The sequence below is a fragment of the Microbacterium flavum genome (genome assembly GCF_018717645.1).
Taxonomy (GTDB): domain Bacteria; phylum Actinomycetota; class Actinomycetes; order Actinomycetales; family Microbacteriaceae; genus Microbacterium; species Microbacterium flavum.
This window is the reverse complement of record NZ_JAFLHG010000008.1, coordinates 1-24745: the sequence shown is the minus strand read 5'-3', so window position 1 is coordinate 24745 and position 24745 is coordinate 1. Positions and strand designations below refer to the sequence as shown.

Sequence of the window (24745 nt, the reverse complement as noted above, 5' to 3'; positions counted from 1 at the left end):
CCGGTCGAGGCCGTCTGGTCGGCGCGCTTATGGTTTCACTGACCCTGAGGGCACACCCGACCGTGCCCCCCACCCACCGCATCGACCCGGATGCCCAGGTGCGATCATCCCCAATGACGCCGCACCGTCGAGCGGTGACTCCCTCCCCAGGAGCTGCACACGTGACTTCACCCTCTCGCCCTCACCGTTTCACCGCCGCACGATCACGGCGGTGGGTTTCGCGCATCACCATGGTCGTCGTCGCCGCGGTGGCGGCCGCGGTCCTGACTCCGCAGGCTGCGATGGCTGCCCCCACGGCCGTCTTCTCCGACGACTTCTCACGGACCGCGACGGGCGGGTGGGGTGCCGCACCGGCGGGCCGATACTCGGGGTCGTACGCAGCAGACGCGCTCTCCGTCGACGGCGGTTCTGCACGGCTGGCGATGAACGCCGGGACCTCCGTGTCGGTTCTGGCCGGGGACACCGGGGCGGGCGATGTCCGCGCCGATGTGGCTGTCCGCCTCGACCAGATCGCCGGCGGCACCTACTTCGCGTTCATCCTCCGCTATCAGCCCGACGGATCCGCGTACCGAGGCCGTCTCGAACTCGACGCCTCCGGCACACCCTCCCTGACGGTGTCGCGCCTGGACCGCGGAGCCGAGAAGCAGCTGTCGTCGGTGCGCCTCGACACTGCGATGACGTCCGGGCAGTGGTACACGCTGTCCTACTCGATCACCGGTCAATCGCCCGTCAGCATCCAGGCGCGACTGTCCCCGAAGGGCTCCTCCGAGGGTGCGCCGCAGCTGTCGGTCACCGACGCCGAGCACTCCCGGATCACGAGTTCCGGCAGGGTCGGCCTCTGGGGATACACATCGCGCAGCGCCGGCAAGAGCACGGTTCTCCGCCTCGATGATCTTGCGTACACCGACGCCGCATCCTCATTGTCGACCGCCGGCGGAGGGACGACTGCCCCGGCCCCCACGCCCACCCCGACCGCCACGCCCACCGCGACCCCCACCCCCACCGCGACCCCCACGGCCGCACCCACCACGGACCCCGGCACGGGGACGGGCACCGGAACCGGAACGGGCACCGGCACCGGTTCACCGTCACCCGCGACCTCCGGGAACGCCGGATCCGTCGACGTCGGACGTGCCACCTACGCGGCACCCAGCGGTGCGCTCTTCGTAGACCGGAGCGCGAGAAGTGAGGGATCAGGCTCGGCGTCCTCGCCCTTCGCGTCCGTGCAGAAGGCTGTCGACTCCGCCAAGGCGGGCGCGACGATCGTGATCCGCAAGGGCGTGTATCACGAAGCGGTCTCCATTCCTTCGAACAAGCCCCTGACCATCCAGGCGTACCCGAACGAAGCCGTCTGGTTCGATGGATCGACACCGGTGACGAACTGGTCGAAGTCGGGTTCGGTGTGGGTGAGCAGCGGGTGGACCGCGTCTTTCGACAGCTCGATGGGCGGAAAGGCGTCGATGTTCGTGAACAGCGCCTATCCGAACGCCAACAGGCCCGACCAGCTGTTCGTCGACGGTGTGGCCCTCCGGCAGGTCGCCACCGCGGCCCAGGTGGTCGCGGGCACGTTCGCCGTCGACGATGCCGCTGACAAGCTCATCCTCGGGACGAATCCGAGCGGGCGCGACGTGCGGGCGAGCGACCTGAGACAGGCCTTCGACGTCACGTCCAAGGACACGACGCTCCAGGGGTTCGGCGTGCGTCGGTACGCCACGACGTACGGCGCAACGGCCCAGGTCCGCATGCACAACACCGGTGCCGTCGTACGGAATCTCGTGATCGAGGACGGCGCCTACATCGGTCTCGCCGTGCAGAACGACGACAGCGTCGTCGACCACGTCACCGTGCGGCGCAACGGAATCATGGGGATCGGCGTCAATCAGGCGTACAACCTCGTCCTCAAGAACTCGGTCGTAACCGACAACAACGCCGAGCACTTCAACGACATCCCCGTCGCGGGCGGCATCAAGATCACGCGGTCGCGCAATGTCACCGTGTCGGGCAACGTCGTCAACAACAACGACGGCGGGGGCATCTGGTTCGATGAGAGCTGCTGGAATCTGAAGATCCTGGGCAACACGACGAACGACAACAGCTCCACCGGCATTCAGCTCGAGCTCTCGGACACCGCGATCATCGCGGGGAATGTCTCGACGGGGTCGCGCACCGGCATCCAGGTGATCGATACCGGAAATGTCCGGATCTACAACAACGAGTTCGGATCGAACGCCGACAACGGCGTTCGCCTGCGCCAGGATGAGCGTCGTTCTGCGACGCATTCCACGGGGCGCGACCCCCGCATGGGGATCGACCCCGCCGTGCCCTGGATCACCCGCAACATCACCATCAGCAACAACGTCTTCGGCGGCGGGGGGCGGTGGTCGATCCGCGCGAACGACTCCGCCACCAATCGGGCTGTCGACGGCTGGAATGTGGTGATCACGGGGAACCTGTTCAACAACAAGGCAGCCGGCGGGCCGACCATGGTCGCGTGGGGGCTCGGCGACAACAGCTCATTCGTCGGCTATCAGACGCCCGCAGAACTCAGCGCCGCGAAGAACAAGTCGTGGACGAACGCCATGACCTCCTCCGCCCTTCAGCTCGAGGACATGGGCGGGGCCATCGCGAAGGCGTCCTCGGTCGCCGTCGCCCTCCCCTCGGACATCGCCTCCGCGTGGGGGGTGAGCGCGAGCCAGCGGTTCGTCGGCGCCTCGCGTCGGTAGCCCGGGCTGGTAGCCCGGGCTGGGAGCCCGGGCTACCGACTTCCACGTCGAAGGAGTCGCCAAACTATAATCGGAGTCGGCCCAGACCTTCGATGCCTCTTCCCAGAGCACCCTCGCGGCGGACTCGGGCCCACAGATTTCGCCGACGTGATGGAGACCGCTGTGACCCGCGAAGAGCCTCGCCGTGTGCTCCTGTTGACGGCCACCGTGACGCCCCATCCGGAGATGGGCGCCCTGGCCGTCCGTGGCCCGGACGAGCGGTTCGAGCAGTACGTCGACGCATTCCGGTTTCTCGTCTCGTCCGGCGCCACCGCCCTCTTCGACAAGATCCTCGTCTGCGAGAACAGCGGCTTCGACCTCGCTCGCTTCGACGCGGCCTTCGCGGGGTCCGAAGCTGAGGTCGTCTATGTCCCCGTGAAGATGGACGACTCCGCGGGGAAGTACGGCCGCGGCTACTCGGAGATGCTGCTGATCGACACCGCCCTCGGGGAGGTCGGCGAGGTCGTCAGCGACGGGGATCGCGTCTGGAAGCTCACGGGGCGCTACCAGATCAAGAATCTCGCACGCGTCGTGGAGGCCTCCGACCCCGGTGCGGACGTTGTTGTGACGCTAAGGCGTTACCCCTCAAAATGGGCGGACCTCTATCTTTTCGGGTTCAACCGTCGCGCGTGGCAGTTGTTGTCCGCTCGAATCGATGACCTTCGCGCCGCGTCCGGGTCCGTCGTCATGTACGACCTGATCGATGGGCTCTCAGCACACGGACTCTCGGTCCGAGCGCGCCTCGGAGCCGAGCCTCATCTGACCGGCGTTCGCGGTCACGACCAGCGGGATTATGATTCACCCCGCCAACGGTTCAAGCGACGCGCGCGTCAGCTCCTTCACGTCGTCGCCCCCGGCCTGCGCGTCTGAGACCGTTCACGTGACGATCGACGAGCGCCGGCGGGGAGTCCGCACCTTGTGTGAGCGACTCACGGCGCCGCGAGCGGCGATATGAGCGAGGCGAGCGGAGGGCGCAGTCCCGCCCTCATCGATACACGTTCGGGGCGGTTCGAGACGGGCGCTGCGCTCGTCGCCGCAGTTCTGGTGGGTGTGGACGTGCCGCTGCCGTACAACACCCCACTCAGCATCGTCGTGGGCCTCGCTCTCCTCCCGGTGGTCCTCAACGGAGGTCGCCGCTATCGCTCCTTCGTCGCGTTGTGCATTCTCGTGTTCTCGACGGTCGGAACGGGACTGCTGATCGCGGAGTTCTCATCGGCCCCGAGCTCGACATCACTCGCGATCGCGCAATGCATGCGGGTTCTGAGCCTCGCCTTCGCCTTCGCCGTTCTTCTTTGGGCGCGTGGTCGCACCGGGGCACGGCGAATCATCCTCGCGTTCGCCACCGGCATGCTCGTCAGCGTCCCTATTGGTGGCATCCACCTGCTGAACCCGTGGAAGTTCGACCTCGGGCTCCCGCTGACGTTGATCGCGCTGTCACTGCCCTTCGTGTACCGGCGGCCGATCCCTCAGGCGGTGGTGGGGCTACTCTTGATCGCCGTCAACGCTGCCTTCAGCTCCCGCTCTGCGGCCGGCTTCCTCCTGATCGCCGTTGCCGTGTCGTTCACCATCACTCCCGCCGCCGACGGGGTCCGACGCGGACGCGCGTGGGTGGTGTTCCGCTATGCGCAGGTGGCTGCCGTCGCTGCGGGCGCATACTTCCTGCTGCAGGCCGCGATCCTGGACGGAATGCTGGGAGACGACCTCCAGGAGCGGACCCAGGCCCAGGTCGCGGCTTCGGGATCGGTCCTCACAGGCGGCAGGCCTGAGATGGGGGCCTCCGTTGCGCTCATCACGTCCAACCCGTGGGGATACGGTGCGGGGGCGATCCCGACACCGACGCAGATCCTCGTGGCGAAGAGCGGGATGGCACGCCTCGGATACGACCCGAACAACGGCTACGTCGAGCGATACATGTTCGGCACGTCCTTCGAGGTCCATTCGACGCTCGGTGATCTGTGGATCACCTTTGGGATCGTCGGCGCAGTGCTCGCGATCTTCTGCGTCATCGTGCTGCTGCGCGGAACCGGTCACGCGATGGCAACGGGCACGCTGTCCACCGTCGCCGTCTATCTCGTCATCCGCGGGGTATGGGACATGGCCTTCAGCCCCGTCTACACGTCCGTACTGCTCCTTCCCCTTGCACTCGCCGTCGTCGCCATACCCCGTCGCACCCTCGTCGACGACGTCGGAGTGCGCTGACCCCGCGGCCACAGGCCGCATACCCGTCGACGGTGTCACCTCTCCGCCTCGCCCCCGTCACGGTCGCCGCTGGCAATGGAGTCGGCCCCCACCCGGGGAGGGATGGGGCCGGTGGCCACTGGGAATAGAGTCGGCCCCCACCCCCGGAAGGGATGGGGGCCGACGTGCCACGAGAGGCTCAGCCGATCGTCGGATCGATCACAGTCACATCGGTGAAGGACACCGTGACGGGGTACGCTCCTGCGGAGCTCGGGACGAAGGTGTCCAGCCCCACGCCACCGGCCGCTTGCAGGGCCGCCGTCGTGTCCGTCTTCGTCAGCCGCCACGCGGTGGGCTCCGCATCTGCGGCCGTCCAGATCTTCGCAGCCAGCGATGTCGTGCCATTGCCCTTGACCTCGAATGCCATCGTGTAGACGGTTCCGGGGGTCAGGACGAGACCGGGGACATTCACGGCTGCGCCGAAGCTGGACTGGTTGCGGAAGATCGCGAGCCGCACGGTGCCATCGGCGGCGATGAGCGCACGGGCGTTGTAGTTGTCCGCTCCCACCTGTCGGCCGACCAGCGTGATCTGCTGTCCGCCCGCGATCTTGTCGACCGAGAAGGAAGCCACCACCCGTGTGTTGGAGCTCGAGGCGGCCGCGAGGTTCGCACGCAGTCCGGTGGAGGAGCGCACAGTCATCTTCCCGGCACCGTCGGCGACGGAGAACGACGACGCCGAGCCCGAGGCGATCGACCAGGATCCGCCGACATCGGCCTGACCCCATCCGTTCGCGACGGCCCGCTCGAACGCATCGCGTCCGATCACGTTGCTCACCACGACGATGACGACGTCCTGAGCGACGGAGCCGGTCGCTCCTGCGCCGTCGGTGACGGTGAGGGTCACGTGATACGTCCCCGCGCCGGCGTACGTGTGCGACGTCGTCGCCCCCGTACCCGTCTGACCGTCACCGAAGTCCCACGCGTACGACGCGACAGGACCCTCGGCATCCGCAGACCCCGACCCGTCGAACGACGCCCCCAGACCCGACACCGCCGACGTGAACGCCGCCGTCGGCGCCTGGTTGACCGGCGCCACCGTCACATCGTGCGACACCGACCCCGTCGCGCCGCCTCCGTCGGTCACCGTCAAGGTGATCGTGAAGGTGCCCGCTCCTGCGTAGGTGTGGGAGGCTGTCGCCCCGGATCCCGTCTGCCCGTCGCCGAAGTTCCACGCGTACGACGCGATCGGCCCCTCGGGGTCGGCGGAGGCGGCGGCATCGACCGACGCGCCCAGACCGGACACGGAGGACGTGAACGCTGCCGTCGGGGCCTGGTTCACCGGAGCCAGCGAGGCGATGACGGCGTTGGTCACCGTGCCGGTCGCACCCGCGCCGTCCGTGACGGTGAGCGTCACATGGAACGTGCCCGCTGCAGCATACGTGTGCGACGTCGTCGCGCCCGTGCCGGTCTGGCCGTCGCCGAAGTCCCACGCGTAGGACGCGACCGGACCCTCGGCGTCGGACGAACCGTTGCCGTCGAACGAACCGGCCAGGTGCGACATCGAGGATGTGAACATCGCGACCGGAGCCTGGTTCACAGGCGCCACGACGACGTCCTGCCCGACCGTGCCCGTCGCTCCTGCGCCGTCGGTGACGGTGAGGGTCACGTGATACGTCCCCGCGCCGGCGTACGTGTGCGACGTCGTCGCCCCCGTACCCGTCTGACCGTCACCGAAGTCCCACGCGTACGACGCGACAGGACCCTCGGCATCCGCAGACCCCGACCCGTCGAACGACGCCCCCAGACCCGACACCGCCGACGTAAACGCCGCCGTCGGCGCCTGGTTGACCGGCGCCACCGTCACATCGTGCGACACCGACCCCGTCGCGCCGCCTTCATCGGTCACCGTCAAGGTCACCGTGTAGGTGCCGGCGACTCCGTAGGTGTGCGACGGTGCGGCTCCCGTGCCGGTCTGCCCGTCACCGAAGTCCCACGCGTAGCCCGTGATGAGCCCCTCGGCATCCGACGACGCGGACCCATCGAAGGCTGCCACAAGACCTGCAGCCGACGAGGTGAAGCTCGCGACAGGCGCCTGGTTCACGGGCGCGATACCCGCTCCGAGCGTGAAGTGCGAGCCCACCTGGGCGGCCGTCAGCGCCTGCGGGTAGACCGCGACCTCGTCGACCGATCCGCGCCAGTACTGGTCGCCTTCCCACCCGCTGTCGCCGCCGACCCGCCAGTAGCCGGTGTAGTCCTGCGCCTGCGTGTTCGCACTCGAGGAGGCGAGGGCACCGTCGATGTACAGCTCCATGCCGTTGGAGGACATCTGAGCCACCACGTGATGCCACTTGTTGTCGTTCAGACCCGGGCCGCTCTGAATGATCTGAGCGCCGCCCGTCCACACACCGAACTTCACGGTGCCGTCCGGGGCCATGTAGACGTGCCGGTCGTAGTTGTTGCTCAGACCGGTCTGGGCGTTCCCGAAGCCGAGGATCTTCCCACCGGAGGTCGAGTTCGTCTTGAACCAGGTCTCCAATGCGAACGTCGTCGGGTTGCTGAAGGACGCGTCGCTCGAGATTCCGGTCTGCGTTCCCCCGCTGGGATTCAGCGTGATACCCGTGTTGGACACCCCGGACAGAGCGCCCGAGACTCCCTTCGTCACGTCGCCGTAGTACGTGCCCTGGTTGGCATCCAGCGCCGCGTCGAGAGCCTTCGTGGCACCGGCCGGCTCGCCCACGCGCCAGAACAGCGTGGGGGAGAGGCCGTACACGGCGGCGCCGTACGCGTCGCTCGGAGCGGGCGGAACCACAGACGTGCGCCCCGACTTGACCCAGTGGTCGTTGACCTGCGTGCGGCTGATGACCTTGTCGTACACGGCGACGTCGGAGATGGAGCCGCTGAGGTAGTTGCTCGATCCTGTGTTCGGCCAGCCGCCCACATTGTCGCCGCCCACGCGCCAGTACCCGGTATAGGGCTGCCCGCTTGTCGTGTCCGCGCGGCCATCGACGCGCTTGCCGTCGACGTACAGCGTCATGCCGTTCGACCCCATCGTGGCGACGACGTAGTGCCACTGACCGTCGTTGAAGCCCGCGGCCGAGCTGACGGTCCGCACGCCTCCCGGATAGACACCGAAGGTGATCCGGCCGTCGCCCGACATGTACACGTGCCGGTCGTAGCTCCCCGAGTCACCGGTCTTGGAATTGCCGAACCCGACGATCTTGCCTCCGGCGGTGCTCGTCGTGTTGACCCACGCCTCCACCGAGAAGGTATCGGGACCGGGCTGCGTGGTCTTCGATACGGCGAACGAGTTGGTCGAGCCGCCGAACGTCGTCGACTTGCTCGGCGTTGCGAGGTTCGGACCCGCCGCGCCGCGCGTGGCGGAGTTGACGATGAGGTCGCTGCCGTCAGCCCAGTTCGCCGCTGTCGTCGCGCTGGTGTCGGTGAGCGGCCAGTAGTTCACCGCTCCATCGGCGAGAACACCGAGGGCGTAGTCAGAGGCGGGCGTCGCGGAAGCGGTGACCGAGGTGTAGGCGCCCATCGCGGCGTTGCCGTCTGGGTCGATCGCACGGACCCGGTATTGATACGTCTTCCCTGCCTCCACCGTCTTGTCGACGAATCGCAGATCGGGGAGAGTCCAGAAGTTCGAGTCCGCCGTCGTCTCGTAGATCGGAGCCGCGGTGCCCTCCCGGTAGAGCTGGTAGGTCAGTCGCGTGTTGTCCCGATCCCAGTTCGCAGACCACGAGAGGCGCACTTCTCCGGCGCGGATGGACAGCGCGGTGACGGGGAAGCCTGTCCCGGTCAGACGCGGCCCGTCGGTGTCGGGCGCGATGCCCTTCTTGGCGAAGCGGACCAGGCCCTGCTGGGCGATGTTGTTGATCTTCAGGAACTCGCCGCCGTAGAGGACGTAGTCGTCGTTGGTGGCGATATCCCACGCCGCCTGGCTCTTGCCGGTGTAGCTGCCGACCTGCCAGTCCGGGAACCAGTTGAGGAGCGTGCCGGCCGGCTGGCCCGCGTAGGACTTGTAGCCGTAGATGTCCGGGGTGAGCGTGTTGCCCAGGTAGTCCTTCGAGAACGCGAGGGAGTGGTGGAACGTCCAGTTCGGGTTGGTCTGCGGGAATCCGCCGACGTTGCCGCAGTAGTGGTCGTGCGACGCGGAGTACACGACGCCCGAGCTCACCGCGACGGAGTAATCGTCACCGTGGCAGTCCTGAAGCCAGACGAGCGAACCGTCGCTCCAGTTCGCGCGGAAGACGCCCTCGAAGCCGTCCTCCGGCCCGCCGCCGAAGTCGTACCCGGTGCCGTAGACGCTGTCCCCGTCCGAGTACAGCGAGTACATGGCGGCCTTGGTTCCGGCGTTGCGGATGAGGCTGTTCACCGCCCACGGCACGGTGGCGCCACTGACAGCATCGAGCGCGGCCATGCCGCGCCCGGGGTTGGTCGAGCCGTTCGCGCTCTCGAACGAGCCCGCCACGACGACCTTCGAGCCCGACGGGTCGACGACGACCGCTCGAACTCCGTACCCCCCGGCGAGCGTCGCGGTGAAGGGCAGCGCCTTCGCCGTCGACGCGCTCACCGAGGCGATGCGGACGCGGGATGCGCCGCCGACATAGCTGAAGTCGCCGCCGAGCCAGACGGTCGTGCCCCGCACAGCGATGTCGCTGACGGGCCCGTTCGCCGCCGGGTTCCAGGGAAGGATGGCCCCCGTCGCCGCGTTGAACGCCGCGATGCGGCTCCGCGAGACGCCGGCGATCGTCGTGAACGTGCCGCCGACGTAGACCGTCGAGCCGTCCGGGGACGCGACGATCGACTTGATCGCCCCGTTCGCTCCCGGGTTCCACGAGGTCATCACCCCGGTGGACAGCGTGTAGGCCATCAGATTCGCGCGGGGAGACGTGTTCACCCCCGCAGCAGCACCCGCGGGGCGCGCGGTGGTGAATTCACCGCCGACGAAGACGGTGTTGCCCGCGATCGCCTGCGTCCACGCGACACCGTCGATCTGCGCCGTCGGCAGAGGCACGGACGTCACCGTCTCGGGCTCTCCCGGCGCGGTGGGAGTGGTGTCGGCGAAGGCAGGCGCCGCTGTCAGCCCCATCCCGGCCACGATGATGCCGGCGGCAGTAGCCGCGGCGAGAAGTTTTTTCAGTCGACCATTCGCGCGCCCACGGGCCGCACGACGATCGAACGCTGCAATAGAGCGCACGCTCATTCCCCAGTCTGCTCGCCCCCGCGAGCAACGATCTCAGACGCGCGAAGCGTCTGTCCCCAGATTCGCTGATCGTACCCTATCGGCAGTCGCAGCGGCAATCAGTTCTCGGGGATCGCTCCACGCCACGTGATCGCGGGCTCCCCGCCGCGGTAATCGACCACGAACGTCACGTCCGACCGACGATCGTCCGGGATGCGGAACAGGTAGACACCGGTCGCGGTCGCGCCCGGGTCGAGCGATCCGCTGAACGGAACGCCACCGGGCTGCTGGTAGGTCTCGGCAGGGTCGCGTTCTTCCCCCATGTACGCGCTCATCACGACGAGGTTGAGGTCGAGCGGCGTGTCCGCCGCATTGGTGATCTGCACCGTCACCCGTACGGCGGCGGCCTGTACGTCGCCGGGCACGACCACCTCACCCGTCACGCTCTCGAACTGCTGAAGGGTCACTTCCAGACCGGGGGCCTGACCCGGCTCATCCGGCGCCACCGGCGGGAGTTCGGGGAATGCCCCGGGATCTTCCGACGCGTTCGCGTCGGGTGCGTCGGACGTCTCCCCCGGCGTCGGGCTGCTGCTGCTCGGGGCGCTCCCCGAGGCGGACGAGCTCGGACCCGCAGGCGCCGAGGTCCCCGCCCCGTTCGAGGCGCCTCGCGCGGTCATGGCGGCGATCGCCCAGACGGCGAGCACGACCACGACGACGATCACCACACCGATCAGCCATCTCCGCCGGCCCGTACCGCTCGATACGCGTGTCTCCTGGTCGGCTGGCGCCCCGTTGTCGGCCATGATCTCCCCTTGCTGCCGCGGCGGGGTCCCCTCCCGCCGACGAGGCCGAGTGTAGCCCGTCCTCCTCGGAGCCCACCCGCGAGTCGCCCGCGGACCGCTCCGATACGATGACCGGGTTCCTCGCGCCGCGGGGAGATGGGGAAGATGCATGCCCGCGCGACATGACGGCGTCCCTCGCTACCTGGTGGTCCACCCGGGTGCCGAGCTGTACGGATCGGACCGCGTGATGCTGGAGAGCGTCATCGCCTTCGCCGCCGCCGGGGCAGACGTCACCGTGTCGCTCCCGGAGCGTGGCCCCCTCATCGAGCACCTCGTCGCCGGCGGTGCGACGGTCCGGATCGACCCTGCCCTCGTGCTGCGGAAGAGCCTCCTCCGCCCGCGCAACTGGCTCGCGTCGGCGCGCACGGCGATCCGCGCCCTCCGGGCATCTTCGCGGATCCTCCGAGAAGTCCGACCGGACGCCGTCTATGTGAGCACGATGACGCTGCCTCTGTGGACGCCGATCGCCCGCGCGCGGCGCATTCCCGCCGTCCTGCACCTGCACGAAGGGGAGCAGGGGGCGTCTCGTCTTGTGAAGTGGGTGATCTACGCACCGGCGCTGTCTGCGCGCCGCATCGTCGTCAACAGCGAATTCAGCCGCGGAGTCCTCGGGCAGGCGTTCCCCGCCCTCGCCCGCCGGGCGGAGATCATCTACAACGGCGTCGCGGGCCCGACGACGGTCACGCCGCCGCCGACGGATCTCGGCGCGGGCGTGCACCTCGTCTACATCGGGAGGCTGTCGCCCCGAAAGGGCCCGGACCTCATCGTCGAGGCTCTTGCGCGGCTGGACGACCCGCGCATCACCGCGGACCTCGTCGGCGCAGTCTTCCGCGGTTACGAGTGGTACGAACAAGAGCTGCGCGAGCTGATCGACGAGCGCGGCCTGTCCGGCCGGGTGCGTCTCGCCGGATTCCACGCCGACGTCTGGGGAGCCGTCGATCAGGCGCAGTTCGTCATCGTGCCGTCGCGTCTCGACGAACCCTTCGGCAACACCGCCGTGGAGGGAACACTCGCTCAGCGCGTCGTGATCGTCAGCGACACGAGCGGGCTGCGCGAAGCGACCGACGGCGTCGCGACCGCCATCCGTTTCGCGCCCGGCGACGTCGATGCGCTCGTGCGGGCGATCCGCGCGGCGATGGATGACTGGGAACAGCTCGCGCCGCGACTGGCGGACGAGGCGACCGCGGCGGCCGCTCGATTCTCTCCGGAGAACTACCGCCGCACGATCGCGTCGACGATGGCGCAGATCACCGGTCGCTGAGCGCGTCGCGATCGAGCGCGCGCATCTCGCGGAACCACTTCACCGCGGCGAGCACCAGGAAGCCGCTGCACAGAAGGAAGACGACGCCGTAGGCGGCGAGAAAGAGCTCCGGCGCGCCCCACAGCACGAACACCAGGCAGAGGATGCCGAAATCCGTCGGCAGGAGCAGCAGCGACCGGCGCAGAGTGCCCCCGCCACGATGGTGTGTGGACGCGACGCCGCGCTTTCCCTTCAGCAGGTCGTTCAGCAGCATCCCGAAGAATGTGACCACCGCCACGACGCTGAATCCGATGGGGATCAGCAGCCACGGCGAGGCGAGGTCGGAGAATCGGAACAGGCCGACGAGCACCGCCAGGTGGAGGCTCGCGATCTTGATCGCGTCGACGAAGTGGTCGAGCCACTCGCCCGCAACCGTCCCGCCGCCCTGCAACCGGGCCAGCTGTCCGTCGGCTGAATCCCACGCGTAGCCGATCACGAGCAGGAGGGCGATCGCGAGACCGAGCATCGGCGTCGGCGGAGCGAGGCACAGCAGCGCGATGCCGCTGAACGTGAACACCGCGCTGATGACGGTGACAGCGTTCGGGCTGAGACCCCACACGTACGCCGTGGCGGCGAGAACCCGTCCGAGGCGTCGGTTCACATACACCGAGTACGCGGGCGCGCCTCGCGCATGACCCTTCTGCGCCGCTCCCAGACGTCGCAGCGCATCCGACCAGCTCTCGCCCATTCGCCCCCCATTCAGCCGCGCGACCCGTCTTCGCCGTCCCCCAGGGAGAGCGCGCATCGAGGTCAGGCTAGTACGAGACCGCACCAGGTCTCGCACCGAGCCGCGCGCGGAACCGGTGGGAGCAAGCTCACTAGACTGCGAGGCCGGGCCTGCATTCAGAGGGCGCAGACGCGAGCCGCGTCGCGCGGGGGTGCAGGCGCAGGGGCAAGGAAGGGCTGCAGTGGACACCTCGCATGACGGCGACATCACCGTGGCCGTGACGACATTCCGGCGGCCGGAGGCGCTCGCGTCCGGCCTCCCTCACGTCCTGACGCAAGTCGAGGCATCCGGATACCGCGTGCACCTCCTCGTCGTCGACAACGATCGATCCCCGTCCGCTCGGGAGTACGTGACGGCGCTCTCCCCGCACATCCGATACCTTCACGAGCCTCGCCCGGGCGTATCCGCGGCGCGGAACGCGGCACTGGATGCCGCGGCCGGGTCGGCGGCGCTCATCTTCCTCGACGATGACACTCGCCCGGTTCCCGGATGGCTGGACGCGATGATCGATCTCTGGGCCGCGCACCGCCCCGCCGCCGTCACGGGCTCGGTCACCTTCACGTTCGACTCCGCAGCCGAGGAGCGGACCGCTCGGGAGTGGGGAGAGTTCGACGACACCCATCGCTCGACAGGATCGCGGTGCGTGAGCGCCGCCAGCCGGAACCTGCTCCTCGACCCGGGCTTCCTGATGGAGCACGGCATCCGCTTCGACGAGCGGCTCGGGCTGGTGGGCGGCGAGGACACGCTGCTGACGCGGGAGGTCGTCGCCGCGGGGGGACGGATCCTCTGGTGCGACGAGGCACGGGTCATCGAACACGTGCCGGCCTCCCGCGTGGATCGTTCATGGATCCTTCGGCGCGCTTACCGGAGCGGGGGCTCGTGGGCATATGCCCTTCTCCGTACCTCGACCCGGGCCGGCCGCGCGCGGTGGCGCCTCGCCGCTCGCGCCGTCGCCCTCATGGGTGTCCGCGCCGTGTCGGCCGGAGTCCGCGTGACGATCGGTCACCGCACCGCCGCCCGACACGCGTGGCGTGACGCGGCCGCTCAGGCGGGCGTGCTCGCGATCTGTCTCGGTGCGCGCGGCATGCGCGAGTACGGGCGCGCGTCGTGATCGAGAACACCCCGCCAGCGCAGCGCCGTCCGATCCGAGCGGGTGAGCGGTGGGACCTCGGATTCCCTGCCGAGCGTTCGATCACGCAGTGGGAGAGGCGCCACGAGGCCGGCGAGGTGCCCGGACGCTGGCCCTACGGGCTGGACGCCCTGTCGGCATTCGCCGATGTCCGGCCGATCGACCTCCGCGAGCCGGGGCTCCTGTCCAAAGCACGATCGCGGGCGGGCCTCGGCATCCGACCCGTATCCGATGCCGTCGGGATCACATGGGACGAGAACGCGGCCTGGCGCATGTCCATCGTCGCGCCGCACGCGTCGCGGGCCACGGGAGTGATCTGGCTGACCGACACGGCTGCCCGAGGCGGCGAGGTCGGCGGCCTCGCCCGCGTGCTCGCCGGATGCGATGTGCTCTGGGCGCTGAGCGAGGCGCAGCTCGAACCGCTGTCGTCGCTCGTTCCGGGACCCCGCTGCGAGTACGTGCGATTCGCCATCGACCACGAGTTCTTCACCCCGCAGCCCCTCCCCCCGGTTCTCCGCGTGGTCAGCGTGGGAGGCGACCGCGACCGCGACACCGCTGCGCTCTTCCGTGCGTTCGAGATCATCCGCGAACGGATGCCGCACGTCGAACTCGTGGCGCAGACGACCTCAACGCTGCCGCCGCCGCCCGGAGTCACGATCGTCAGGCACCTCCCCCACGCACGTCTGCGCGACCTCTACGCGTCCGCGACCGTCGTCATGATCGCCACTCACGCCAACCTGCACGTCTCCGGCATGACCGTGTCCTTGGAGGCGATGGCGACCGGGCGGCCCGTCACCATCACGAGAACCCCCGGCATGGAGGACTACGTGGAGGAGGGCCGCACGGGACTGCTGAGCCCGGTCGACGATCCGGATGCGCTTGCGGCGCATACGATCGATCTCTTGAGCGATCCGGAGCGCGTCGCCGCGATGGGCGCCGCGGCGCGCACCGTGGTGGAGTCCCGGTTCACGCCCGCCCATATGGCGGCGCAGATCGCGCGAATCGTCTCCGGTCTCTGACGGCCTGACGCTACGACCCGGACCGAGGTCCACGAACGCCGCGTCGGCCGTCTCGCAGCCCCCGCGCCAGGGCGCGCCAGGGTGCGATCGAGGTCAGCAGCTGTCGTCGACCACCCTGGAGCACGATGCCCCAGGAGACGCGCAGAGCCGTGCGGCGCCACCGCCGCTGGGCGGTCGGGTCGAGACGCAGCCGGGCGAACAGCAGGCGATTTCGGATGTTGTAGTAGTAGTAGATCTCCGATTTGGCCCGCGCGGAGTGGGCCTGATCGTGGGTCCCGCCCTCGTCGTGGACCGCGGCGACGTCATCGAGCACGCGCAGCGCCCCTCCGGCCTCGCGGATCCGATCCGACAGATCCACATCCTCCCAGTAGAGGAAGTAGTCGTCGGCGTACCCGCCGACCCGGCGCCACAGCGCGCGCGAGATGGCGAAACAGGCGCCGGTCAGCCAGAACAGCCGTGGACGGCCCGCGTGGGATGCACGGTGGCGCACCCCGGCGATCGAGCCGTCGTCGAGATACATGTCCGAACCCTCGCTCCACAGCGAACCGTCGGGCTTCCTGATGGTCGGTGCCACCAGTGCATCCTCTGCGGCGGCCGCCTCCACCAGAGCGCGCGCCGCCCCGGCGTCCAACGTCGCGTCGGGGTTCACCACCAGGAGGACATCCGCCCCGCGCGCGAAGGCGAGGTCGGCCCCTCGGTTCACACCGCCGCCGAATCCGAGATTCTCATCGAGCAGGAGAGGCGTCCAGCCGTGGCGCTCACAGACCGACGCGACCCGCGCCGCCTCGGCATCCGAACTGAAGCAGTCGACGATGATCACGTCGATACCGTGCTCGGCCGCATCCCATCCGGCGAAGTTCTGCTCGACCAGGGCGGCGGATCCGTACGAGACGACGACCATCGCCGCCCCCGCTCCCCGCCCCATGCCGCCAGCCTAGGACACCGACGTGTCCGCTACGCTTGGCGGGTCGTCGCGGGGTGCGGATCGCGCGCCGGGAATCGGGGGGGGCCGGATGGAGCGCGAGATCGTCGTGGCGATCCCCACGTTCCACCGGGAGGGGTCCCTCTCCCGGCTGCTGGGAGAGATAGTCCCCCACGCGACCGCGACGAACGCGCGCGTCCTCGTCATCGACAACGACCCCGCCGGCTCCGCGCGGGAGGTGGCGGCGAGGGCCGGCGTCGACCACGTCATCGAACCCGGCCGCGGCCTCGCCGCCGTGCGCAACCGCGCCCTGGACGAGGCCGGCGGCGCACGCGCCCTCGTCTTCATCGACGACGACGAGCTGCCGGCACCCGATTGGCTGCCCACCCTCGTCGCCCGCTGGCGCGAGACCGGCGCCGCTGCGGTGTCCGGTCGAGTGGAGACCCGCTTCCCGGATGGATGGCACGACCCGTGGATCGAGGAGGGCGGCTTCTTCCGAAGGGTGCGCTTCGCCGACGGCGCTCTCCAGCACAGCGCACCGACGAACAACCTTCTCCTCGACCTGGACGCCGTCCGACGACGGGGGGTGCGCTTCGACGCCGCGTTCGGGCTCTCCGGGGGTGAGGACATCCACTTCACCAAACGCCTCGTCGCCGCGGGCGAGGAGATCGTGTCATGCCCTGATGCGCTCGTGTACGACGTCGTCGATCCCGCACGACTGACTCGCGGCTGGGTTCTGCGCCGCGCGTACCGCGTCGGCATCAGCACCGTCCACACCGATGTCGCGGCGAAAACCCACGCCCGCGGGCGTCTCGCCGCGCGCGTGCGCGGCCTCGTCGGGGGCGGAGCACGGGCAGCCGTCGGCGGATGCCGATGGTTCTTCGGCATCCTCACCCGATCCCCGCGCCACGACGCGCGGGGTGCCCGCGCCGCGTGGCGCGGGCTGGGGATGATGGTCGGATCCGTGGGCGGGAGCTACCAGGAGTACAGCCGCCGCTGACACCGGCGCGAATGTGCGATACCCTCCGAGAAGGACTGTGGGAGTCCTTGCCGGGTCGGGGGACTCGGCAGTATCTCGGGGACGTCGTCATGATGTCCTCAAGAGTCAGCTGCTGGGGGGCAAATGACTGTACGAATCGGCTATGCCGCGGGGGCGTTCGATCTTTTCCACATCGGGCACCTCAACGTGCTGCGTCACGCGAAGGAGCAGTGCGACTTCCTCATCGCGGGCGTGGTGAGCGACGAGATGCTCCGCACGGTGAAGGGCGTCGAGCCGTTCGTCCCGACTCTCGAGCGGGCGGAGATCGTGCGCGGGATCCGCTACGTCGATGACGTCCACATCGAGACGGTGCCCGACAAGGTCGACGTCTGGCGTGACGTGCGCTTCACGCACTTTTTCAAGGGCGACGACTGGCGGGGCACCGAGAAGGGCGTCCGCCTCGAGAACGAGTTCGCCGCGGTCGGCGTCGAGGTCGTGTACTTCCCGTACACGGCGCACACGTCCAGCACGCAGCTGCGCCGGGCGCTGGATGCCGCGGCGGCGGCCGGCGAGGAGCGCCTGGCCGCGATGGCGGAGTCGGCGTGAAGGCGTGCGGCGAGAGGTGATGACCGAGCCGGTCGATCTCTTCGTCGGTCAGACCATCGCCCTTCTCCCCATCCTCTCCGACCCCGATCCCGATCCGGATCGGCGATACCAGCTGCAGCTGCTCTTCCCCCGCGCCGTCGGGCAGGCCGTCACCCCTCCTCGCCGTTCCCCCCGCCCTCGCGTCTACTCCGTGATCTGGGACGGCAGGGGCGAGGGCGTCCTCACCGCCGGAGGCAAAGACATCGACGTCACCCTGCTCCCCCTCGATGTCGACACCCCGCCCGAAGCGACCGCGTTCCTCGTCGTGGCCCTCTCCGGGCGGGCCCTCCGCGTCAAAGGCATCGCCGAGGGCAGATCGGCGCGGTGAGACCCGCCCCGCACTCCTCGTGCGGTACGGCCGTAATCACCGCGCAACCGGCGATTTCACCCCTAGGATGTCATCGGCGCGGGGAGCGCCGCTGACCCGGGGGACGACATGGGTGACATCGATCTGCGCGAGGCACGGCGCGTCCGCACACTGACCGTCGGGGTGGCGCTCGCGACATCCGCCGTCATCCTCGCATCGTGTGCGAGCGGGACCGTCGACGGGGCCGTTCCCGATGCAGGGCAGAGCACGAACCCTTCGGCCTCGACGCCGACCCCGACGCCCGAGTCGCCCGCTCAGAAGCTCCTCGCCGCCCACGCCGGCACGCCCGGCGCGTGCGCGGTCTCCTTCGTCCTGGACGGCATGACGGTCGACCCTCAGCTCCAGATCCAGGATCGCCTGTACGACCGTCTGCCGATCCCCCGCGCCGAGGGGCGCGCCTTCGCCGGCTGGTACCCCGACGCAGCGTCCGCAGCCGCGGCATCCGCCGACCCCACGACGGGCGCGGCGAACCCCGCCGTGCGCGTCAACGGGTCGGACCTCGTGACGTGCACCGACCAGCAGCAGACCCTGTACGGGGCATGGACGCCGACCGCCGCGGCGGCCGCGGTCGGCGCGCGCATCCCGATCCTCATGTACCACCAGTTCACCGACAAGCCCGGCGGCGAAGAGGGGTGGCTGCGCGGGAACTACTCCTACATCGAGGACTACCGCGCCACGATGCAGTACATCAAGGATGCCGCGTTCTACCTCCCCACGTGGGACGAGCTGAACGCGTTCATCGATGGAGCGCTGTACCTCCCCGACCACGCGGTCATCATCACCGATGACGACGCCGACCCGACGTGGCTGACCATGGCCTCGCCGATCAACGAGCAGCTCCAGGTCATGGTGACCTCGTTCGACATCACCGGTGACGGCGTCGCGACCCAGAACCCGTTCGTCCTGCCGCGATCGCACACCAACAACATGCACAGCGCGGGCGCCAACGGGAAGGGGCTGATGGTGAACCTGTCCCCCGAGGAGATCGCCGCGGACATGCAGGCGTCCGCCGCAGCCCTGGAGACGATCGGGGTGAGTGCGGATGCCGCGCACGAGGTCATGGCCTACCCCTACGGCCACAATGACGAGCGCTCCCACGAGGGGCTCCGCCAGGCCGGCTTCCAGCTCGCGCGCACGATCGAGCAGGGCTACGTGGAGATCGGCGCCGACAAGCTGACCCTCCCCTGCATCCGCGTCAACTTCGGGATGGGCGTCGCCGATGTGAAGGGCCAGATCGGCTGATTTCGCTCATCGACGCTGCATAGCGAACTGACAGGTCGCACTCGGCACTTGCGAAGGTGCCCCCCGCTACGCTGAAGGGTCCCATCCCGCCGGCGAAACGCGAGCCCCATGGATCTCACGGTCATCGTGCCGACCTTCAACGAAGGCCCGAACGTCGCGGAGCTCATCCGCCGCGTCGGCGCCTCGCTCTCAGGTCGATCGTTCGAAATCCTCTTCGTGGACGACTCCACCGACGACACCCCCGACCTGATCCGCCAGGCCGCGGATGCCGCCGACTTCCCCGTCCGGCTCATCCACCGTGACCAGCCGAGCGCGGGTCTGGGCGGCGCGGTCGTCGACGGCTTCCACGCGGCATCCTCGCGGTGGTGCCTCGTGATGGACGGCGATCTGCAGCACCCGCCCGAGGACATCCCCCGGATGCTCGATCGGGCCGCCGGAGGCGACGTCGACATCGTGGTGGCATCCCGCTATGTGGCCGGCGGCACCGCGGGCGGCCTCGCGAACGCCACCCGCACGGCGGTCTCGCGCGCCTCGACCCTCGTCACGAAGTCGATGTTCCCGCGCAAGCTCAACGGCACGACCGACCCGATGACGGGATTCTTCCTCGTCGACCGCGAGGCGATCGAACTCGGCGCGCTCCGCCCGCGCGGGTTCAAGATCCTCCTCGAGATCCTCGCGCGCCGCCAGCTCCGGATCGGCGAAGTGCCCTTCGCCTTCGCCTCGCGCTACGCGGGCGAGTCGAAGGCCAGCTTCGCGCAGGGCATGCGCTTCCTCACCCAGCTCGCGATGCTGCGCTTCGGCCGCATGTCGGCATTCGCCCTCGTCGGCGGCGTCGGCGCAGTCGCGAACCTCGTCATCATGTGGGGCCTCATCCGCCTCGGCATGGACTACCTGCCCGCCGCGATCGTCGCGAGCGAAGTCACGATCATCGGCAACTTCCTCCTGCTGGAGTACCTGGTCTTCGCCGACATGCGCGCCGAGTCCGGCCAGATGCGGGTCCGCTTCATCAAATCGTTCGCGTTCAACAACGCAGAGGCGATCATCCGCATCCCGATCCTCGCCCTCCTCGTCCAGAGCGCCCACATCCCGAGCGTCCTGGCCGCCGCGATCACCCTCGCCGCCGCCTTCGTCGTCCGCTTCGTGTACCACGCGCTGTTCGTCTACGCGCCGAAGCGCGTCGCGCAAACGGCCGTGAAGCCGCCCGTCGCCGAGGCGACCGGACGTACGCTGGGATCATGACGACCCCGACGGACTCCACCCTCACGATGTTCGGCGCCGAGTGGTGCCGCGACTGCCGACGCACGAAGGCGCAGCTGGACGGCCTCGGCATCGCCTACACGTACGTCGATCTCGACGCCGACCCGGCCGCCGCCGAGGTCGCGCGGGAGATCTCGGGCCGCACGAACATCCCCGTCGTCGTCTACCCCGACGCGACGCACCACGTCGAGCCGTCCAACGACGACGTCGCGGCGAAGCTGCGCGAACTCGCCCTGATCTGACGCGCCGCGCGCCGACGCGATCTCGCGCGTCGGGTGAGCTGGCGCGCCGCGCGTCCGCGGCACCCGGTCGCACACCGGGTGACACCGGATGCCGCGGACGTAGAATGACCTCTGCCACCCGAAGGAGAGTGTCATGACCACTGTCACAGGCCCCGCCGGCGCGAATGCCGATCCCCCCGACGAGACCCTTCCGGATGGCATCCGCGCCGCGCTCGACGCGGCGATCGAGGACCTTCAGACCGGCGCGCGCACCTGGAGCCTGCTGACCCTCGGCCAGCGACGCACCCTGATGCAGCGACTGCGCGTCGCCACGGCCGCCGTCGCGGAGGAATGGGCCGACACCGCCGCGACGTCGAAGGGCCTGGCGCCCGGGCATCCGCTCCGCGGCGAGGAGTGGCTCTCCGGGCCGTATGCCGCGCTGGTCGCGCTCGACGCGTACGCCGACACGCTCGCCGCGCTGGCCGCCGGCCGATCGCCCATCGCGGGGCTGAGGACCGGCACCGCCCCCGACTCCGCCCGAGAGGGCGACCGCGTGGTCCTCCACACCTCCCCCCTGACCGCGACCGACCGGCTGCTGCTCTCGGGCTACCGCACCGAGGTGTGGCTGCAGCCGGGGGTCACCCTCGACGAGGCCCGGCGCGAAGCGGGGCTCGGCCAGCGGCATCCGACCGAATCGGGCGGTGTCGGACTCGTGCTCGGCGCGGGCAACATCACCTCGATCCCGTTCCTCGACGTGATGTACGAGCTGCTGGCGTTCAACCGCGTCGCCGTGCTGAAGGTCAATCCGACCCAGGACGCCCTGGTCCCGGTCTTCGAGCGCGCGCTCGCCCCGCTGATCGAGCCGGGGTTCCTGCGGATCGTGCGCGGCGGCGGCGACGTGGGCGCCTACCTCACGCGGCATCCGTCGATCTCGCATGTGCACATCACGGGGTCTGAAGCGACCTTCCGCGCGATCGTCCCCTCCCTCTCCGTGCCGATCACGGCCGAACTCGGCGGAGTCTCGCCGATCATCGTGGTGCCGGGCGAGTGGTCGCGCGCCGATCTGCGCTTCCAGGCCGAGCACATCGTGACGATGCGCCTGCACAACAGCGGGCACAACTGCATCGCGGGACAGGTCGTGCTGCTGTCGCAGGACTGGCCGCAGCGAGCCCAGTTCCTCGCCGAGCTGAGGGACGCCTACGATCGTGCACCGCAGCGCCCTGTCTGGTACCCGAACAGCGACCGCAAGATGGATGCCGCCCGGAAGGCCTACCCGGACGCCGTCTGGAGCGGCGGCGCCGGCGACGGGGGAACCCGCGCCCTCATCGAGACGCCGGCGGCAGGGGCATCCGCCCTCGAGACCACCGAGTACTTCGCTCCCGTGCTCGGCGTGGTCCCGCTGCCCGGCAACGGCCAGGAGTTCCTCGATACGGCCGTCGCGCACGCGAACGAGCGGCTCACCGGAACGCTGGGGGCGAACGTGCTGATCGACCCCCGGACGCAGGATGCCCTGGGTGCGGGCTTCGACCGCGCCATGGCCGACCTGCACTACGGCACCGTCGCGATCAACTCCTGGACGGCCTTCGGCTTCCTCACCCCGACCGCGACCTGGGGCGCCTACCCGGGCGGCACGATCGATGACGCGCCGAGCGGCATCGGGGTCGTGCACAACGCGTTCCTCCTCGACCGTGTCGAGCGCACCGTCGTGCACGGGCCGTTCCGCCCGTTCCCGCGCTCGGCGTCGTCCGCCCTCCGCGGACACGGCCTGTCGGTGCTGCCCAAGCCGCCGTGGTTCGTGACCTCGCGCACGGGCGCCGCGGTCTGCGAAGGGTTCACGCGATTCCGCATGGACGGCGACGGGGCGGCCATGGGCGTCACCCTCGTCAAGGCGTTCCGCGCGTGAGCCGTCGCTCTCTGCCTCGTCCCCGGCGCGGCGGCACGGGGGACGCGCTCGACGCCGACTACATCGTCGTCGGAGCGGGCTCGGCGGGTGCCGCGGTCGCCGCGCGGCTGAGCGAGGATCCGTCGGTGTCGGTGCTGCTGCTCGAGGCGGGGCCGGTCGACCGTGCGCTCGAGCTGCACGTGCCCGCGGCGTTCTCGAAGCTCTTCCGCGGGCGCTACGACTGGAACTACGACACGGTCCCCCAGCCCGCGCTCGAGGGGCGCACGGTGTACTGGCCGCGCGGCAAGACGCTCGGCGGCTCGTCGTCGCTGAACGCGATGATGTGGGTGCGCGGCTTCGCGGGCGACTACGACGAGTGGGCGCAGACCGCCGGCGACACCTGGTCCTGGCGGGCACTGGCCCCGTACATCCTGCGGGTGGAGGACACCGAGGATGCGGCGGACGCGGCGCTCGGCCGCGGCGGACCGCAGCGCGTGGAGCCCCAGCGCGACCCGCGGCCGCACACCGCGGCGTTCCTCGACGCGGCACGCGAGCTGGGGCATCCCGTCACCACCGCGAATCTGCCGACGGGCCAGGGGTTCTCGCAGACCATGGTCTCGCAGCGTCGCGGCGGCCGCGCGTCGACGGCCGACGCGTACCTGCGCCCCGCTCGTCGTCGGCGGAACCTGCGCGTGATCACGGACGCCCTCGTGCGCCGGGTGACCTTCGACACCGGAGCGGGCGCCGGGCCGGAGCACAGCACGATCCCCGAGCCCGGCACGGTCCCCGAGCCCGGCTCGGTCCCCGAGTTCGTCGAGGGGTCGCCCCGTGCCACCGGGGTGTACGTCGAGATCGACGGCGTCACGCGGCACGCGCGCGCCCGCCGCGAGGTGATCCTCAGCGGCGGCGCGATCAACACGCCGCCGCTGCTGATGCTGAGCGGCATCGGCCCCGCGGCCCACCTCGCCGCGCACGGCATTCCGGTGCTCGTCGACGCGCCGGACGTGGGCGAGAACCTGCAGGACCATCTCGTCGCGGGGCTCGCGCCCGCGGCATCCCCGGGCACGCTCTTCGGCGCCGAGCGGATCGGCGAGCTGGGCCGCTACCTCACCTCGCGCCGCGGCATGCTGACCTCGAACGTCGCCGAGGCGTACGGCTTCGTGCGGACGGACGTGGCCGATGAGACCGGCGCGCCCGAGGACCTCCCCGACATCGAGATCATCTTCGCCGCGGCGCCCTACGTCGGCGAAGGCCTGGTGCCGCTGCCCGCGGAGGGCATCACGGTGGGGGCGATCCTGCTGCGGCCGCGCAGCCGCGGGACGATCCGGCTCGCGTCCGCCGACCCGACCGCCCCGGCGGTGATCGACCCGGGCTACCTCGCCGACTCGGAGGGCATCGACGCCCGCACGCTCCTCGCCGGTCTCGCCGAGTGCGAGCGGTTCATCGCGACGGCGGCGCTCGGCGCGATCACGACCGGCGGCTGGGTGCAGCCCTCCGGCGGCGAGGCGATGTCCGCCGCCGAACGGGCCGAGACGTCGATGCGCCGCTATTCGCACACCCTGTACCACCCGGTCGGCACCGCGAGGATGGGGCTCGACGAGGCATCCGTCGTCGATCCGGACCTGCGGGTGCGGGGTGTGCGCGGCCTCCGGGTCGCGGATGCCTCGGTCATGCCGACGGTCATCCGCGGGCACACGAACGCCCCCGCGATCGTCATCGGGGAGCGCGCCGCCGGCCTGATCCGCGGGGCCTGATCCGCGGGCTCTGATCCGCGGGCGGTGTCCGAAACACCACTGATCGGGCGGGGGTCCGACGGCGGGCGCGCGCACCTCCGCCCCCCCGACGCAGGAACGGCCCCGACCCGCCGCCAGGGCTCAGGTCGGGGCCGCTCCGCGCGAGTCGGAGACCGGTGGGGTCAGCGGCCGGTGCGGCGCTGTCCGCCGTTCTGACGAACGACCGATCCGACGCCGAGCTTGCCACCGGCGCCGCCGGCGCCGCCCGAGTGCGAGGCGCGGCGACCCGCGGTGCGCGGGTTGCCGGATGCCGGGGCAGCGCCGTGGCCCTGGGCCGGTCGCTGCTCGCGGGAGC

At 69.9% G+C, this 24745-nt stretch carries 18 protein-coding genes; 14 read left to right on the top strand and 4 right to left on the bottom strand.

Annotation, left to right across the window (positions count from 1 at the left end; all coding sequences use genetic code 11):
- The first annotated feature begins 161 nt into the window (after positions 1–161).
- The 3 genes from J0P97_RS15935 (at position 162) to J0P97_RS09615 (ending at position 4961) form a co-directional block, all read left to right on the top strand.
- Positions 162–2723: a right-handed parallel beta-helix repeat-containing protein gene (locus J0P97_RS15935; protein ID WP_215487576.1), complete on the top strand. Its 2562-nt coding sequence runs from the start codon at positions 162–164 to the stop codon at positions 2721–2723.
- Positions 2724–2909: 186 nt separating this feature from the next.
- Complete coding sequence (locus tag J0P97_RS09620) at positions 2910–3632, top strand: hypothetical protein (RefSeq protein ID WP_215487575.1); 723 nt, start codon at positions 2910–2912, stop codon at positions 3630–3632.
- Between the two features lie 81 nt (positions 3633–3713).
- Positions 3714–4961, top strand: a complete 1248-nt coding sequence (locus J0P97_RS09615) for a hypothetical protein (protein WP_215487574.1) — start codon at positions 3714–3716, stop codon at positions 4959–4961.
- A gap of 178 nt (positions 4962–5139) precedes the next feature.
- Here the strand turns inward: J0P97_RS09615 and J0P97_RS15805 are convergent, their stop codons facing one another.
- Positions 5140–10032, bottom strand: coding sequence for a PKD domain-containing protein (locus J0P97_RS15805; protein WP_281423668.1), 4893 nt, complete (start codon positions 10030–10032; stop codon positions 5140–5142).
- Between the two features lie 212 nt (positions 10033–10244).
- Positions 10245–10928: a hypothetical protein gene (locus tag J0P97_RS09605; RefSeq protein ID WP_215487573.1), complete on the bottom strand. Its 684-nt coding sequence runs from the start codon at positions 10926–10928 to the stop codon at positions 10245–10247.
- Between the two features lie 148 nt (positions 10929–11076).
- Between J0P97_RS09605 and J0P97_RS09600 the strand changes: the two genes are divergently transcribed.
- Positions 11077–12228: a glycosyltransferase gene (locus J0P97_RS09600; protein ID WP_215487572.1), complete on the top strand. Its 1152-nt coding sequence runs from the start codon at positions 11077–11079 to the stop codon at positions 12226–12228.
- On the opposite strand, the gene J0P97_RS09595 is transcribed toward J0P97_RS09600, so the two are convergent.
- Complete coding sequence (locus J0P97_RS09595; RefSeq protein ID WP_215487571.1) at positions 12215–12955, bottom strand: CDP-alcohol phosphatidyltransferase family protein; 741 nt, start codon at positions 12953–12955, stop codon at positions 12215–12217. The genes J0P97_RS09600 and J0P97_RS09595 overlap by 14 nt on opposite strands.
- 220 nt (positions 12956–13175) lie before the next feature.
- Between J0P97_RS09595 and J0P97_RS09590 the strand changes: the two genes are divergently transcribed.
- A complete protein-coding gene (locus J0P97_RS09590; RefSeq protein WP_215487570.1) occupies positions 13176–14105 on the top strand; it encodes a glycosyltransferase family 2 protein in 930 nt (309 codons plus the stop codon).
- The gene (locus J0P97_RS09585) at positions 14102–15142 is read left to right on the top strand and encodes a glycosyltransferase family 4 protein (protein ID WP_308163535.1); all 1041 of its coding nucleotides are present in this window, start codon (positions 14102–14104) and stop codon (positions 15140–15142) included. Before J0P97_RS09590 ends, J0P97_RS09585 begins: the two co-directional genes overlap by 4 nt.
- Positions 15143–15152: 10 nt before the next feature.
- Here the strand turns inward: J0P97_RS09585 and J0P97_RS09580 are convergent, their stop codons facing one another.
- Entirely contained in the window at positions 15153–16067 is a 915-nt protein-coding gene (locus J0P97_RS09580) for a glycosyltransferase family 2 protein (RefSeq protein ID WP_215487569.1), read from the bottom strand.
- 88 nt (positions 16068–16155) lie between these two features.
- On the opposite strand from J0P97_RS09580, the gene J0P97_RS09575 reads away from it, so the two are divergent.
- The 8 genes from J0P97_RS09575 (at position 16156) to J0P97_RS09540 (ending at position 24411) form a co-directional block, all read left to right on the top strand.
- Complete coding sequence (locus tag J0P97_RS09575) at positions 16156–17064, top strand: glycosyltransferase family 2 protein (protein WP_215487568.1); 909 nt, start codon at positions 16156–16158, stop codon at positions 17062–17064.
- Between the two features lie 123 nt (positions 17065–17187).
- Complete coding sequence (locus J0P97_RS09570; protein WP_215487567.1) at positions 17188–17649, top strand: FAD synthase family protein; 462 nt, start codon at positions 17188–17190, stop codon at positions 17647–17649.
- Positions 17650–17668: 19 nt separating this feature from the next.
- Positions 17669–18016 carry a hypothetical protein gene (locus J0P97_RS09565; RefSeq protein ID WP_246540194.1) on the top strand — a complete coding sequence of 116 codons (348 nt, stop codon included), beginning with the start codon at positions 17669–17671 and terminating at the stop codon, positions 18014–18016.
- Between the two features lie 108 nt (positions 18017–18124).
- Complete coding sequence (locus tag J0P97_RS09560) at positions 18125–19297, top strand: polysaccharide deacetylase family protein (protein ID WP_215487565.1); 1173 nt, start codon at positions 18125–18127, stop codon at positions 19295–19297.
- A gap of 108 nt (positions 19298–19405) precedes the next feature.
- On the top strand, positions 19406–20536 hold the full coding sequence (locus tag J0P97_RS09555) for a glycosyltransferase (RefSeq protein ID WP_215487564.1): 1131 nt from the start codon (positions 19406–19408) through the stop codon (positions 20534–20536).
- Positions 20533–20796, top strand: coding sequence for a glutaredoxin family protein (locus J0P97_RS09550; protein ID WP_215487563.1), 264 nt, complete (start codon positions 20533–20535; stop codon positions 20794–20796). The genes J0P97_RS09555 and J0P97_RS09550 overlap by 4 nt, the downstream gene beginning before the upstream one ends.
- A 133-nt stretch (positions 20797–20929) precedes the next feature.
- Positions 20930–22678: an aldehyde dehydrogenase family protein gene (locus J0P97_RS09545; RefSeq protein ID WP_215487562.1), complete on the top strand. Its 1749-nt coding sequence runs from the start codon at positions 20930–20932 to the stop codon at positions 22676–22678.
- A complete protein-coding gene (locus tag J0P97_RS09540) occupies positions 22675–24411 on the top strand; it encodes a GMC family oxidoreductase (RefSeq protein ID WP_308163534.1) in 1737 nt (578 codons plus the stop codon). Before J0P97_RS09545 ends, J0P97_RS09540 begins: the two co-directional genes overlap by 4 nt.
- Positions 24412–24745: the final 334 nt, after the last annotated feature.

What these genes read in the sequence shown, in the direction of transcription:
- J0P97_RS09615 (WP_215487574.1), top strand. Translation starts at nt 3,714, where the DNA reads ATGAGCGAGGCGAGCGGAGGGCGCAGTCCCGCCCTCATCGATACACGT.
- J0P97_RS15805 (WP_281423668.1), bottom strand. Translation starts at nt 10,032, where the DNA reads ATGGGGCTGACAGCGGCGCCTGCCTTCGCCGACACCACTCCCACCGCG.
- J0P97_RS09605 (WP_215487573.1), bottom strand. Translation starts at nt 10,928, where the DNA reads ATGGCCGACAACGGGGCGCCAGCCGACCAGGAGACACGCGTATCGAGC.
- J0P97_RS09600 (WP_215487572.1), top strand. Translation starts at nt 11,077, where the DNA reads ATGCCCGCGCGACATGACGGCGTCCCTCGCTACCTGGTGGTCCACCCG.
- J0P97_RS09595 (WP_215487571.1), bottom strand. Translation starts at nt 12,955, where the DNA reads ATGGGCGAGAGCTGGTCGGATGCGCTGCGACGTCTGGGAGCGGCGCAG.
- J0P97_RS09580 (WP_215487569.1), bottom strand. Translation starts at nt 16,067, where the DNA reads ATGGGGCGGGGAGCGGGGGCGGCGATGGTCGTCGTCTCGTACGGATCC.
- J0P97_RS09575 (WP_215487568.1), top strand. Translation starts at nt 16,156, where the DNA reads ATGGAGCGCGAGATCGTCGTGGCGATCCCCACGTTCCACCGGGAGGGG.
- J0P97_RS09570 (WP_215487567.1), top strand. Translation starts at nt 17,188, where the DNA reads ATGACTGTACGAATCGGCTATGCCGCGGGGGCGTTCGATCTTTTCCAC.
- J0P97_RS09565 (WP_246540194.1), top strand. Translation starts at nt 17,669, where the DNA reads ATGACCGAGCCGGTCGATCTCTTCGTCGGTCAGACCATCGCCCTTCTC.
- J0P97_RS09560 (WP_215487565.1), top strand. Translation starts at nt 18,125, where the DNA reads ATGGGTGACATCGATCTGCGCGAGGCACGGCGCGTCCGCACACTGACC.
- J0P97_RS09555 (WP_215487564.1), top strand. Translation starts at nt 19,406, where the DNA reads ATGGATCTCACGGTCATCGTGCCGACCTTCAACGAAGGCCCGAACGTC.
- J0P97_RS09550 (WP_215487563.1), top strand. Translation starts at nt 20,533, where the DNA reads ATGACGACCCCGACGGACTCCACCCTCACGATGTTCGGCGCCGAGTGG.
- J0P97_RS09545 (WP_215487562.1), top strand. Translation starts at nt 20,930, where the DNA reads ATGACCACTGTCACAGGCCCCGCCGGCGCGAATGCCGATCCCCCCGAC.